A 13,062-nucleotide genomic window follows, 5' to 3' on the forward strand; every position below is an offset into this window, starting at 1 on the left:
CGCCCCCGCGGGAGCCCGCGACCGCCGCCCGAAGTGACCCGCATCTTACGGAGGGTGATAGTCCGCTTCAGGTCACGAAAATGTATCGGGCATATCGCACATCGCCCTTCCCAGCCGCCCCACGGGTTGGCTAGCGTGCTCGCCCAGGCAGCCCGTTCCTCTCCGGCGGCGAACGCGCCGAGCGGGCCGCTCACGCCGAACCCGGCCCTGCCTCGTGGCAGTTGACGCCGGTCGTCACCCTCGGCGGCCACGGAAGGAGATGCCGGTCTTGGCGTCCCATCGCAAGCCGCGCCCGACACGTCCGCACTCCCCCGCCGTCGGGGTCACGACGGCCGCCCTCGCCGGGGTCACCCTGCTGACCTCGCAGAGCGCCCAGGCCGTGCCCAGCGCACCCCCGAAGCCCACGGTGGAGGAGGTCCAGAAGAAGGTCGACGACCTCTACCGGCAGGCCGGCACGGCCACGCAGCAGTACAACCGGGCCAAGGAGTCCACCGACGAGCAGCGGCGCAAGGTCGACCGGCTGCTCGACGACGTGGCCAAGCGCACGGAGGAGATCAACGAGTCGCGGCGGGCCCTCGGCTCGTACGCGGCGGCGCAGTACCGGGCGGGGGCCGTCGGCCCGACCGCCGCGCTGATCTTCGCGGACAGCCCGCAGCAGTACTTCGACCAGACCCACCTCATGGACCGGCTCTCCGACCGCCAGCGCAGCGCGGTGGCGGACTACGAGGGCAAGCGGGTGGCGGCGGCGAAGCAGCGGGCGGAGGCGACGAAGAGCCTGGAGACGCTGACCGAGTCACAGGCCACCCTGCGCACGACCAAGCAGACCGTCCAGCGGAAGCTGGGCGAGGCACGGACGCTGCTGGCCCGGCTCACGGCCGAGGAGAAGGAGCGGCTCGCGGAGCTGGAGCGCAAGCGGGAGGCCGAGGCCCGGCGCAAGGCGGAGGCACGGGCCAAGGCGGAGGCCGAGGCCCGGGCGAAGGCGGCGGAGGCCGAGCGGAAGAGGCAGGAGGAGGCCCAGCAGCCGACCGAGCCGACCCCACCGCCGCCGGACAGCGGGGCGGGCGACTCGACGTACGCGGCCAAGGCGGAGAAGGCGCTCGCCTTCGCCCGGGCCCAGATCGGCAAGCCGTACGTGTGGGGCGCCACGGGCCCGAGTTCGTACGACTGCTCGGGGCTGACGCAGGCCGCCTGGAAGGCCGCGGGCGTCGATCTGCCCCGTACCACCTGGGACCAGGTGAAGGTGGGGACCAGGGTCGCGACGGACGACCTGCTCCCGGGCGACCTCGTCTTCTTCTACGACGACATCAGCCACGTCGGCCTGTACATCGGCGACGGGAAGATGATCCACGCCCCGAAGCCGGGCGCGAACGTGCGCGAGGAGTCGATCTACTACATGCCGATCTACGGCAGCGTCCGCCCGGCCTAGCCGCATCGGCGCCCGACCCCGCCCCGCCGCGGCGGCCTCCGCCCGGCCGCGCCCACGCGCGGCCGGGTCGTCGCCGACGTTCGGCCAGCCCGCCGGTCGGTCGTTCGGCCGGTCGGCGATCAGGTCCAGAGCGTCGCGATGAAGATGTTGGCGATCGTCAGGCCGCCGACAGCGGCGAAGAGGCCCTTGTCGACCGTCTCCTCGTCCCGCTTCACGTACACGAGCGCGAGGATGACGACGAGGACGGCCATCTTGATGCCGACCTTGACGTTGTTGACCGTCTGGTCGTCGGCCTGGTTGAGGCCGACCAGCGCGATGCCGGTGACCAGCATCGTGAGCGCGCCGTGCAGCATGGCGGGGGTGAAGCGAGCCGTACCCGCGCCCATCGCCTTCATCTGGGTGAGGAACCCGCCGAGCAGCGCGGCGATTCCGATGATGTGCAGGGCGACGAAGACATTGATGAGGACGTCCATGGGGCGGAGCCTAACCGGGGCATAGCACCCGCGTTCGGCCGGGTCCAGCTCCTCGGGCCGTTCGGTCACGCCCGCGCCGGAATGCGGCGCCCTCCCGTCGCGGCGGCCGGACGGGAACGGTCCCCAACCATCAACTGGCGCCAATAGCGATCAACTCCCCGCCGCCGGGTGACGGCCAGGTTTAGCGTCCTCCCCCAGGTGGCCGGCTCCCCACCACCGTCGGTCCTTCCGGCGGCAGTCGGTCGCCCCCGCCGAGAAAATCCGGCGGTGGGCCGTCTCCCCTGTGCGGCCCATCGCCGGACCCGGTGGGCATCGACCCCCACAGGGAGAGGATGTGACCCGCCCTCGTGGCAGCGCACCGGAAGCCCAAGCAGTCCCCCCTCGGCGGCCAGGCGGCACGGACCGCCGCCACGCTCGCCCTCGCCTCGGCGGCGACGGCGACCGTCTTCGAGGGCTCCGGGCACGCCGAGCCCCGGCTCACCGCCGCTCAGGTCAAGGCGAAGGTGGACCGGCTGTACCAGGAGGCCGAGGTGGCCACCGAGAAGTACAACGGCGCGAAGGAGAAGGCGGACGCGGCCCGCGACGCGCTCGACCGGATGCGGGACGAGTCGGCCCGCAGGACCGAGCGGCTCAACACCATGCGCAACGGCCTCGGTTCGATCGCCACCGCGCAGTACCGGGCCGGGGGCCTGGACCCCGCCGTGCGGCTCGCGCTCACCTCCGACCCCGCGCAGTACCTGGCGCGCGCCGCGATCGCCGAGAAGGCCGGCGAGCGGCAGGCGGCGGCGATCACCTCGGTGCGCCGCGAGCTCACCGGGATCAGGCAGCTGCGGGCCGAGGCGGACGAGCGGCTCACCCAGCTGCGCGGGCACGAGGCCGATGTGCGGCGGCAGAAGGCGGCCGTGCAGGCCAAGCTCGGGGAGGCCCGCTCACTGCTGGCCCGGCTGACCGCCGAGGAGCGGGCCCGGTACGAGGCGGCGGCGGCAGGCTCGGGGCGGAGCGACACCGGCTCGGACTCCGGCTCCGTGGGCGGCACGGACACGGCCGGGAGCCGCGCCGACCGGGACTCCGCCGCGCGCGGCCCGGTCACGGCGCCGAACAGCCGCGCCGCGCAGGCGATCTCCTTCGCCAGGGACCAGATCGGCAAGCCGTACGTGTGGGGCGCCACGGGGCCTTCGGCGTACGACTGCTCGGGGCTCACGCAGGCCGCCTGGCGCTCCGCCGGGGTGTCGCTGCCCCGGACGACGTACACGCAGATCAACGCGGGGCGTCGGGTCTCCCAATCCGAACTGGCCCCGGGCGACCTGGTGTTCTTCTACTCCGGCATCAGTCACGTCGGTCTGTACATCGGCGGTGGCCAGATGATCCACGCGCCCCGGCCCGGCGCGCCGGTGCGGGTCGCACCGATCGACGAGATGCCCTTCGCGGGGGCGACGCGAGTGGCGTGACGCTCGGACAGTCTTGACGCTTGGATAGTGGCGCTATCTACTATAGGTAGCGCCACTATCCATACGTGGAGAGGACTCGTCATGCCCACCCTGCCCTGGACCGTCCCGAACCACGCCCGCCCCGGCACCGAGGCCTACGCCATGGCCTCACGCTTCGAGGTGCGCTCCCTGGCGGACGTCCCCCGCTTCTTCCTGAAGTCCCTCGCCGCCTGGCGGCAGGTGAAGTCGGCGCCGGGCGCGCTGGGCGCCTCGCTGATCGCCCAGCCGCTGAAGCGCACGTTCTACACCCTCTCCGCATGGGAGGACCGCGACGCCCTCTACGCCTACGCCCGCGCCGAACCGCACCGCTCGATCATGACCGGACTGCGCTCCACGATGCGCGACTCCACCTTCACCTTCTGGGAGGTGCCGGCCGAGCGTCTGCCGCTCGCCTGGGACGAGGGCAAGCAGAGGCTCGCGGCGGAGGCGGCGAAGAGCCGGGGCTAGCCGGTGTCCTCAGACGAGGCGACGGGCCGTCGCCCAGCGCGTCAGCTCGTGCCGGTTGGACAGCTGGAGCTTCCGCAGGACCGCCGAGACATGGGACTCGACCGTCTTCACCGAGATGTAGAGCTGCTTGGCGATCTCCTTGTACGCGTACCCACGGGCGATCAGCCGCAGCACCTCACGCTCGCGCTGGGTCAGTCGGTCCAGGTCCTCGTCCACCGGCGGGGCGTCGGTGGAGGCGAAGGCGTCGAGCACGAAACCGGCCAGCCGGGGGGAGAAGACCGCGTCGCCCTCCTGGACCCGGAAGATCGAGTCGACCAGGTCGGTGCCCGTGATCGTCTTCGTCACGTAGCCACGGGCGCCGCCCCGGATCACCCCGATCACGTCCTCGGCGGCGTCCGAGACCGACAGGGCCAGGAACCGCACGGGATCCTCGCTCGCCGTCATCAGGCTCGTGCAGCGGCGCAGCACCTCCACCCCGCCGCCACCCGGCAGGTGCACGTCGAGCAGGACGACCTCCGGGCGGGTCGCGGTGATCACCGTGACCGCCTGGTCGACGTCGGCGGCCTCGCCGACCACCTCGACGCCGGTGACGTCGGTCCGGCCGATCTCGGCCTGCACGCCCGTCCGGAACATGCGGTGGTCGTCGACGAGGACGACCCGCACCCGGCGCCCCGCACCCGGCTCCGCCGTCGTCCCGGTCCCGGTCTCGTCGCTCATCCGTCCGCCCTCTCCATCTCAAGCTCCACTTCGGTGCCCCCGCCGGGCACGGACCGCAGCCGCGCCGAACCGCCGTTGCGCTGCATCCGGCCGATGATCGATTCTCGTACGCCCATCCGGTCCTCGGGCACCGCGTCGAGGTCGAAGCCAGGTCCCCGGTCCCGCACGGAGACAAAAACCGTACGGCCCTCCACCTCCGCGTAGACCTGAACGGCCCCGCCCTCGCCACCGTACTTCGCGGCGTTGACCATCGCCTCGCGCGCGGCCTGCATCTGCGCGGCCAGTTTCTCGTCGAGCGGGCAGTCGCCCACGACCACGACCTCCAGGGGGACGCCGTGCTTGTCCTCCACCTCGGCGGCGGACCGCTTGACCGCCTCCGCGAGGGTCTCGGGCTCCTCGCTCTCGTCCTTGCCGGTGCCCTCCGGCTTGTACAGCCAGTTCCGCAGCTCCCGCTCCTGCGCCCGGGCGAGCCGGCGCACCTCGCCGGGCTCGTCCGCGTTGCGCTGGATCAGCGTCAGCGTGTGCAGGACGGAGTCGTGGACATGGGCCGCGACCTCGGCACGTTCCTGGGCGCGGATGCGCATGGTCCGCTCCTCGGAGAGGTCCTGCGACATCCGGACCAGCCACGGCCCGGCGAGCAGGGCTATGCCGGTGAGGACGGCTATCGCGGCGGTCAGCGCCGTGCCCAGCTGGGCCGCCGAGCCCCGCACCACCATGAAGACGGTCAGCCCCATGCCGACCAGGGCGACGCCCGCGAAACCGCGGACGAGCTGGAGGGTGCGCCGCCGGCGGCCGGCCTCGGTCCAGCTGGCCCGGCGGGCGTTGTCCGCCTGCCGCCAGACGAGGACCACGCCGACGCCGATGAGGAGGAGGGGCCAGACATAGCGGTCGGTGCGATTGCCCCAGTCGATGTTGCCCGCGAAGACCGCGGCGCCCACGGCGAGTGCGATCAGCGCGAAGATCTGGCCCCGGTCGGGCTTGCGCAGCCTGCGCCGCCCGTCCGCGGTGGTCTCGAAGACCGGGCGGGGCGCGCTGCGGCCACCGACACCGAGCGGGACGACGATCCAGAACACGGCGTAGAGCAGGGCGCCCAGACCGTCCGCGAGGAGAAGGCCGACGAACATCACGCGGACCCAGACCACGGGCAGTCCGAGATGGCCGGCGAGGCCGCGCGCGACACCGCCGAGCCACCGTCCGTCGGCGCTCCGGTAGAGCTTGCGCACGGGCGGTTCGTCGGTCTCGGGGACTCGGGCGGCTGCTGGCATGCACCGATCGTCACACGTCCGGCCCGGGCGGCACATCAGGGTCGGTCCCTGAGATCGCCCCTAGGAAGCGGCCCCTAGGAGACTCTCGGGGTGGTCCGGCGCCGGAATATCAGGGTCGGGCCAGGGTCGATCCCGGTGCCGCGGCGGGACGGCGGCGGTCACCATGGACGCATGACGAGCTCCACGCCTTCCTCGCACGAGGCCCCGCCGCCGGCGGAGGCCCCGCCCGTCACGTCCTTGCGCCGCTCGCGGCAGCACCGGGTCGTGGCCGGCGTGTGCGGTGGCCTCGGCCGGCACTTCGACCTCGATCCGGTGATCTTCCGCATCGCGATCGGTGTGCTGTCCGTGACCGGCGGCCTCGGGCTGATCTTCTACGGCTTCGCGTGGCTGGTCGTCCCGGCCGCGGGCGAGGAGGAGAACGAGGGCCGCAGGCTGCTTTCCGGCCGCGTCGACGGGGCCGCGCTCGCGGCGGTCCTGATGGCCCTGGTGGGCTGCGGCGTCTTCCTGTCGATGCTGGGAAACGGCGGGACCCTTGCGTTCGCGATGCTGCTGTCGATAGCGGTGTGCGGCGCGGCGGTCTGGTCGCAGCGGCGCGCGCAGGTCGCGTCCGGCGCCCCCGAGGGCCGGAAGGACGCGGCGACGGCGGCCACCGTCGCGGACGCTCCGCCCGAGGCGAAGGCTCCGCCGCTGGTGGAGTTCCCCTCCTGGTGGAAGGACCCCATAGTCAAGGACGGCTCGACCGGCCGGGTCGCCGTCGGCTATCTCTGGGGCCCGCACGGCGCGGACGCGGACGGCCGGCTCCCCAGCGGCGAGGTTCCGGTGCCCGGCAGCCAGTGGGGCTCGGACGGCGCGGCGGGCGTGCGGCGGCCGCAGGCCTCGAAGGTCCGGCGCGGGCCGCGCTCGATCGGCGGCGCGGTCCTCCTCCTCGCGCTGCTCGCGGGCGGGCTCGGCACGGGCCTGTCGTGGGAGACCCAGCCGTTCGGAACGAGCCTGCAGATCGGGCTCGTCGCGGCGCTGGCGGTGTTCGGACTCGGTCTGGTGGTGAGCAGCTTCCTCGGCCGCACCGGGTTCGGGACGATCTTCATGACCGTGGTCACGGCGGGCCTGCTCGCGGTGGCGGTGGCCCTGCCCAAGGAGATCTCCACGGAGTGGGTCCGTACGACCTGGAAACCGGCGTCGGTCGCCGCCGTCCAGCCCCGGTACGAACTGGGGACGGGCGTCGGCACGCTCGATCTGTCCGGCCTCGCCGTCCCGGCGGGCACGACGGTCGACGCGGAGGCGGAGGTCGGCGCGGGGAAGTTGGAGGTGATCGTGCCGAAGAACGTCACGGTGAAGCTGCGGGCGCAGGTGGGGCTGGGCGACGTGCAGCTGCCGCAGCAGCGGCCCGAGGACATCGACATCGCACCCGGCCTCGACGAGAGCAGGACGCTGGCCCCGCCGGCGGGCACCGCGCCCGCAGGGACGGTGAACCTCTCGCTCGAGGTCGGTCTCGGACAGGTGGAGGTCACCCGTGCTGCTTCATGAGTTCCGACCGGGCCGGTTCGTCGCCGGTGGGACCGCCCTCGCGCTCGCCGTGATGTACGCGGGCGACGCCGCGAACGCCTGGGCGATCCCCTGGTACGGAGTGATCCCGGTGCTCTGCGGAGGCCTCGGGGTGGCCGCACTGGCGACCTGGGTCGCCTACCGGGTGCGCCGACGTTCGGCGAGGAACGCGTCGAGCGAGAAGGAGGACGCACCGGCCAGCACGAGCGGCAGCCAGGCCATGAGATAGGCGAGGTCGTTGCCGTAGTAGTAGGGGGTGGCCTGCCAGCTGACCGTCAGCCAGAGGCTGAGCGAGATCAGCGCACCGCCGAGCGCGGCCACTCGGGCGAACAGGCCGATCAGGGTGCCGATGCCGACGGCCAGCTCACCGAGGGCGATGGCGTAGCCGAAGCCGACGGGGCTCTCGAGCGCCAGGTCGACGAGGGCCGGGACGGCCGAGCTGTCCCGGACGCCGCGCATCATCTCGCCGATCGACCCGCTGCCGGAGTCGGCCATGAAGGCGGAGTCGGTGATCTTGTCGAGGCCGGCGTAGATGAAGGTGACGCCGAGGAAGAGGCGCAGTGGCAGCAGCGCGTACCGCGACCCGAGCTCCTTCCAGGCGGCGATCCGCCCGGCCGCCCCCGCCGGTCTCGCCCCCGGCTCTCCCGGCGCCCCCGCCGCCCACGTCGGTCCATCGTTCCGATGTGACATCGTCGGCCTGCCTCTCCACGACACTGTCCGCAGAACCGATTGTCCCCGGACCCCCTCTTTGTGGATACGTGGAGAACGCCGCGCGTGTTCAGTCGACGATGTCGATGGTGACCCGATCGGTCTCCACGCCCGAGGCCGTCACCACCCACACGTCGACCCGCCCCGGCTCCACGTCGACCGGGAGCGGGACGGTCAGGACGGAGTCCGTGGGGTTGGCGAAGCCGCCCGGCACGGGGACCAGGGGGACGTGGGCGTGGACGGCTCCGACGCGCACGACCAGTCGGGTCAACGCGTCCGGACCGGACGCGCCGGGCGGTACGAATCCGGCGCCCCTGATCTCGATGTCGTCGCCCGTCCTGATCGCGGAGTCCAGGTCGCCGGCCTCGCGGGAGCGGACGACGGAGAGGATGACGGGCCGGCCGCCCTGGGTGCACAGGGCGGCGAGGTAGCCGGCCGCCGCGACGGCGACGAGCAGCACGAGCGCCCAGGGCACCTCGGGCAGCCGGTCGGGGGCGCGCCCGAGCCGCACGGCGGCGAGGACGAGGACGGCGCCGGAGGCCAGGACGTAGGCGATGTCGGTGAGGGCGGCACGGCCGTCGTCGTCGCACAGCAGGTCGGCGGCGCGGGGCCGGTCGGCGGGCACCTTCTGCAGCCGTTTGCCGACCACCCGCCCCCACACGATCCGGCGGGCGGCGACGGCGACCGCCGCCGTCAGCGCGAAGACGGTGAGCAGTCCCGCGCCGTGCCGGACCCCGAGGCCGACCCGGTCGATGTCGCCGGTGGCCAGGCGCACGGCCAGGAAGACCACGACGTACACGGCGAGGAGCAGCCAGCAGGCGGCGACCGCGCGGGAGGTGGAGAGCCGGTTGTCCTCCCCGATCAGCGGGGCCAGGATCCCGCCGCGCGCCCGGTGCGCGTGGGCGGCGAAGGTGAGCGGCACGGCGAGGACGAGCGCGGCGGCCAGACCGGCCGTGCGCGGCCCCGTCCAGCCCGCGCCGATCGCGGTCAGCGCCTGCGCGAGCAGCAGGGCGACGACCAGACCCCAGACGACCCCCAGGGTCGCCGACCGGACCGACCGCAGCCAGGCCTCGCCCGCGCCACGGCCGCCCGCCGCGACCGCGCGGGCCGACTGGGCGAGCGCTTCGGAGACCCACTGCCGCGAGGCGCCGGGCGAATGCGCGACGGCGGCGGGAACGCCCTCGCCGACGGCGAGTTCGTCCCGCCGGGCGAGGAAGGCGGCGACCGCACGCCGGTGTCCCGCGCGCCCGCTCTCCGCGCACCCCGCGTGGTCATGGCACTGTCTCGCCTCTTGCACCGCCACGGCATTCACTTCCCGATCCGTCCGCCGACCGTCCGCCGACTTGGGCCGATCTTCCGTCAACTGAGCGTTGATTCCTGGGAATTGTGCCGCACCGAACAGCCTCCGGTCCGCTCCGAGCGCCCCGCGCGCGAGTGATTGAAGCGTCATCACATTGACGTACGGACAGTTAAGGCCACCTTCTACGACAGCAGTTCGGGTTCCGCGCGGCTGATCCGGCGCCACAGCGGCTGGTAGTTGATCCAGGCGGCGAGATCCGCGCCGAGCTGCTCCCGGGTGGCGACCGCGTCCTTGTGCCCGATCGGCACCGGCTTGCCCGCCGCTCGCGCGGTCAGCTGCACCCGCGCGCACCGCTCCATGGCGATGAACCACCAGGCCGCCGCGTCGACCGAGGTACCGACGGTCAGGTGCCCGTGGTTGCGCAGCACGATGCCCTTGTACGGGCCGACGGCGACGGCGATGCGCCGGGCCTCCTCGCGGTCGACGGCGACGCCGGTGTACGCGTCGTAGAGGGCGTGGTCCTGGTAGAAGGCACAGGCCTCCTGGGTGATCGGCTCGATCAGCTCGCCGAGCGCGGCCAGCGCCCGCCCGTGGGTGGAGTGGCTGTGCGCGACGGCGACCACGTCCGGCCGCGCCCGGTGCACCTCGGCGTGGACGGCGAAGGCGGCCTGGTTCACGGGTGCGGTGCCCCGCACGACCTGCCCGTCACCGTTGACCAGGACGAGGTCGCTCGCGGTCAGCTCGGCGAAGGGCGCGCCGAAGGGGTTCACCCAGAAGCAGTCGGTGTACTGGGGGTCCCGGGCGGTCACATGACCGGAGACGCCCTCCTCGTACCCGAACCGCGCGAAGAGCCGGAGCGCGCCCGCGAGTCTCTGCTTGCGGTACGTCCGCTCCTCGTCGACGGTCTCGTGGACGGGAGGCATCGCGACGTGGAGCCGATCGACGGGTACGGGTGCCGGTGACGGAGCCGGCTGCGGAGCCGGTGACGGTGTCTCGGTCATGCGCGGGAAGGTAACGCCGGACCCCGCAACTGACCAGACAGATCACACACCGAACGCGCCCAGAACGCCGAACGCACCGAAGGCCCCGAACAATCCGCCGAAACGACGAGACCGCCGCCCCTGGACGACGGGGGCGGCGGTCTCACACACGTACGGGAGCGACTACTCCCACTCGATGGTGCCCGGCGGCTTGCTCGTCACGTCGAGCACCACGCGGTTCACATCGGCGACCTCGTTCGTGATCCGGGTCGAGATCTTCGCGAGCACGTCGTACGGCATCCGCGTCCAGTCCGCCGTCATCGCGTCCTCGGACGAGACGGGGCGCAGGACGATCGGGTGGCCGTACGTCCGGCCGTCGCCCTGCACGCCCACGGAGCGCACATCGGCGAGCAGGACCACCGGGCACTGCCAGATCTCGCGGTCGAGACCGGCGGCCGTCAGCTCCTCGCGGGCGATGGCGTCGGCCTCGCGCAGCAGGTCCAGACGGTCCTTGGTGACCTCGCCGACGATCCGGATGCCCAGGCCGGGGCCGGGGAACGGCTGCCGCTGGACGATCTCCTCGGGCAGGCCCAGCTCCTGGCCGACCATGCGAACCTCGTCCTTGAACAGCTGGCGCAGCGGCTCGACGAGCTCGAACTCCAGGTCCTCGGGGAGACCGCCCACGTTGTGGTGGGACTTGATGTTCGCGGTGCCGGTGCCGCCGCCGGACTCGACGATGTCCGGGTAGAGCGTGCCCTGGACGAGGAAGGCGACGTCCTCGCCGGCACCCGCCGACTCGGCGACGATCTCGGCCTGGGCCTGCTCGAAGACGCGGATGAACTCGCGGCCGATGATCTTCCGCTTCTCCTCGGGGTCCGAGACCCCGGCGAGCGCGGTGAGGAAGCGCTCCTGCGCGTCGACGACCTTCAGGTTGATGCCGGTCGCGGCGACGAAGTCCTTCTCGACCTGCTCGGTCTCGCCCTTGCGCATCAGACCGTGGTCGACGTACACGCAGGTCAGCTGCGAGCCGATGGCCTTCTGCACGAGCGCGGCGGCCACGGCGGAGTCGACGCCGCCGGAGAGACCGCAGATGGCGCGCTTGGTGCCGACCTGCTCGCGGATGGCCGCGACCTGCTCCTCGATCACGTTGCCCGTGGTCCAGGACGGCTCGATGCCGGCGCCCCGGTAGAGAAAGTGCTCCAGGATCTGCTGGCCGTGCGTGGAGTGCAGCACCTCGGGGTGGTACTGGACGCCGTACAGCTTCTTCTCGTCGTTCTCGAAGGCGGCGACCGGCACGACGTCCGTGGACGCGGTGACGGCGAAGCCCTCGGGGGCGGCGGAGCAGGCGTCACCGTGCGACATCCACACGGACTGCTCGGTCGGGGTGCCCTCGAAGAGGGTCGATCCGGCCTTGGAGACGTGCAGCGGGGTACGGCCGTACTCGCGGGCGCCCGTGTTGTCGACGGTGCCGCCGAGGGTGGTCGCCATCAGCTGGAAGCCGTAGCACATGCCGAAGACGGGCACGCCGGCCTCGAAGAGGGAGCGGTCGAGGCGCGGGGCGCCTTCCGCGTACACGGAGGACGGGCCGCCGGAGAGGATGATCGCCCTCGGCTTCTTGGCCAGCATCTCGGCCACCGGCATGGTGGACGGGACGATCTCGCTGTAGACCCGCGCCTCACGGACGCGACGGGCGATGAGCTGGGCGTACTGAGCCCCGAAGTCGACAACGAGGACTACGTCCGGGTTGGTGACGTCGGGCGCGGCAGCGGGAGTCGCTGATGACACTACGGCGGCCTTCCGGCGGTAGGGAGGGGGTCCCCCGAGAGGGGGGCTATTTGTCGATTCTACCGGCGCGCCGGTGTCACTTTTCGTCTCACCATCCGAACCCGGTTTGTCCCCCGCCCCGCGCCGGGGGGCATACTGTCCGCATGCGCAAGCTCACGACCTTCGTCTTTACCTATGGCACCGGCCCGTCCGGCTGCCATGGTCGTGCTGCTTGAGCAACTGACAAGCGACTTCCCAGGCGCCCCGGGCCGACAAGGCCCGGGGCGTTCTGTCGTTTCCGGGCCGTGTCGCTCCGGGGCACCCACCACCACGACGAGGAGCCCCACCATGACCGCCACGAAGACCGAGCAGACCGGCGCCCGCACCGACGAGGCGGCCGCGCTCATCGGCGACGCGCGCGAGCGGATCGACGCGCTCGACGACCGGATCATCGGCCTGATCCAGGAACGGATGGCCGTCTCGGCGGTGATCCAGGAGGCCCGGATCGGCTCCGGCGGCCGCCGGGTGAACCTCGCGCGCGAGATGGAGGTGCTCGGCCACTACAGGGACGCGCTGGGCAAGCCGGGCACGGCGCTCGCGATGACGATGCTGGAGCTCTGCCGGGGCCGCATCTGACCACGCACCCTGCGGACCTGCGTTCGGGCCCGCTCTCACCCGTACGGCGCGTGACCGGCTCCCGCACCCCTTCGTTGGTCCCGTTGTCCGTGCCAGCCAGGGGCGGGCCCGAAAAAACCACGCGTGGCTTCGCTGGGGCGTGTGACGTACCGCAAGTACGTCGTGGGACCTCGCCCCAGCGCGCGTGACCGGACGGCAGGGGACAGCAGCCCGGTCACCCAGAAAGGGCGGGGGGGGGCCCGGGGGGCCCCCGGCGCCCCCCCCCCCGCCCCCCCCCCCCCCCCCCCCCCCCCCCCCCCCCCCCCCCCCCCCCCCCC

General features: G+C 72.7%; 12 protein-coding genes. 5 read left to right on the forward strand and 7 right to left on the reverse strand.

Annotation, left to right across the window (positions count from 1 at the left end; all coding sequences use genetic code 11):
• Positions 1–259: 259 nt before the first annotated feature.
• Positions 260–1,426 (forward strand): NlpC/P60 family protein, encoded by a 1,167-nt coding sequence (locus AB0E14_RS32455; RefSeq protein ID WP_362426423.1) that lies wholly within the window; start codon positions 260–262, stop codon positions 1,424–1,426.
• A gap of 119 nt (positions 1,427–1,545) precedes the next feature.
• Here AB0E14_RS32455 and AB0E14_RS32460 read toward each other — a convergent pair whose 3' ends face one another.
• On the reverse strand, positions 1,546–1,899 hold the full coding sequence (locus tag AB0E14_RS32460; protein ID WP_362426426.1) for a hypothetical protein: 354 nt from the start codon (positions 1,897–1,899) through the stop codon (positions 1,546–1,548).
• Between the two features lie 347 nt (positions 1,900–2,246).
• On the opposite strand from AB0E14_RS32460, the gene AB0E14_RS32465 reads away from it, so the two are divergent.
• Positions 2,247–3,347: an NlpC/P60 family protein gene (locus AB0E14_RS32465; RefSeq protein ID WP_362426429.1), complete on the forward strand. Its 1,101-nt coding sequence runs from the start codon at positions 2,247–2,249 to the stop codon at positions 3,345–3,347.
• Positions 3,348–3,428: 81 nt separating this feature from the next.
• Complete coding sequence (locus tag AB0E14_RS32470) at positions 3,429–3,833, forward strand: DUF3291 domain-containing protein (RefSeq protein ID WP_362426432.1); 405 nt, start codon at positions 3,429–3,431, stop codon at positions 3,831–3,833.
• A 9-nt stretch (positions 3,834–3,842) separates the two neighbouring features.
• Here AB0E14_RS32470 and AB0E14_RS32475 read toward each other — a convergent pair whose 3' ends face one another.
• Together AB0E14_RS32475 and AB0E14_RS32480 are read right to left on the reverse strand one after the other, a co-directional pair.
• A complete protein-coding gene (locus tag AB0E14_RS32475) occupies positions 3,843–4,550 on the reverse strand; it encodes a response regulator transcription factor (protein ID WP_362426435.1) in 708 nt (235 codons plus the stop codon).
• A complete protein-coding gene (locus tag AB0E14_RS32480) occupies positions 4,547–5,815 on the reverse strand; it encodes a PspC domain-containing protein (protein ID WP_362426438.1) in 1,269 nt (422 codons plus the stop codon). Before AB0E14_RS32480 ends, AB0E14_RS32475 begins: the two co-directional genes overlap by 4 nt.
• Positions 5,816–5,986: 171 nt before the next feature.
• Here AB0E14_RS32480 and AB0E14_RS32485 point away from each other — a divergent pair, with 171 nt between their 5' ends.
• Positions 5,987–7,339: a PspC domain-containing protein gene (locus AB0E14_RS32485; RefSeq protein ID WP_362426441.1), complete on the forward strand. Its 1,353-nt coding sequence runs from the start codon at positions 5,987–5,989 to the stop codon at positions 7,337–7,339.
• Positions 7,340–7,495: 156 nt separating this feature from the next.
• On the opposite strand, the gene AB0E14_RS32490 is transcribed toward AB0E14_RS32485, so the two are convergent.
• The 4 genes from AB0E14_RS32490 to guaA all read right to left on the reverse strand — a co-directional run bounded on the left by AB0E14_RS32490 (position 7,496) and on the right by guaA (position 12,130).
• Positions 7,496–8,047 (reverse strand): TQO small subunit DoxD, encoded by a 552-nt coding sequence (locus AB0E14_RS32490; RefSeq protein WP_362426444.1) that lies wholly within the window; start codon positions 8,045–8,047, stop codon positions 7,496–7,498.
• Between the two features lie 88 nt (positions 8,048–8,135).
• On the reverse strand, positions 8,136–9,368 hold the full coding sequence (locus tag AB0E14_RS32495; protein WP_362426447.1) for a hypothetical protein: 1,233 nt from the start codon (positions 9,366–9,368) through the stop codon (positions 8,136–8,138).
• 179 nt (positions 9,369–9,547) lie between these two features.
• Positions 9,548–10,366 carry a class II aldolase/adducin family protein gene (locus AB0E14_RS32500; RefSeq protein ID WP_362426450.1) on the reverse strand — a complete coding sequence of 273 codons (819 nt, stop codon included), beginning with the start codon at positions 10,364–10,366 and terminating at the stop codon, positions 9,548–9,550.
• A gap of 162 nt (positions 10,367–10,528) precedes the next feature.
• Positions 10,529–12,130, reverse strand: coding sequence for a glutamine-hydrolyzing GMP synthase (gene guaA, locus AB0E14_RS32505; RefSeq protein ID WP_362426453.1), 1,602 nt, complete (start codon positions 12,128–12,130; stop codon positions 10,529–10,531).
• Positions 12,131–12,457: 327 nt separating this feature from the next.
• Between guaA and AB0E14_RS32510 the strand changes: the two genes are divergently transcribed.
• Positions 12,458–12,745: a chorismate mutase gene (locus AB0E14_RS32510; protein WP_362426456.1), complete on the forward strand. Its 288-nt coding sequence runs from the start codon at positions 12,458–12,460 to the stop codon at positions 12,743–12,745.
• The last annotated feature ends 317 nt before the right edge of the window (positions 12,746–13,062 follow it).

Source organism: Streptomyces sp. NPDC047981, assembly GCF_040653315.1.
Taxonomy (GTDB): domain Bacteria; phylum Actinomycetota; class Actinomycetes; order Streptomycetales; family Streptomycetaceae; genus Streptomyces.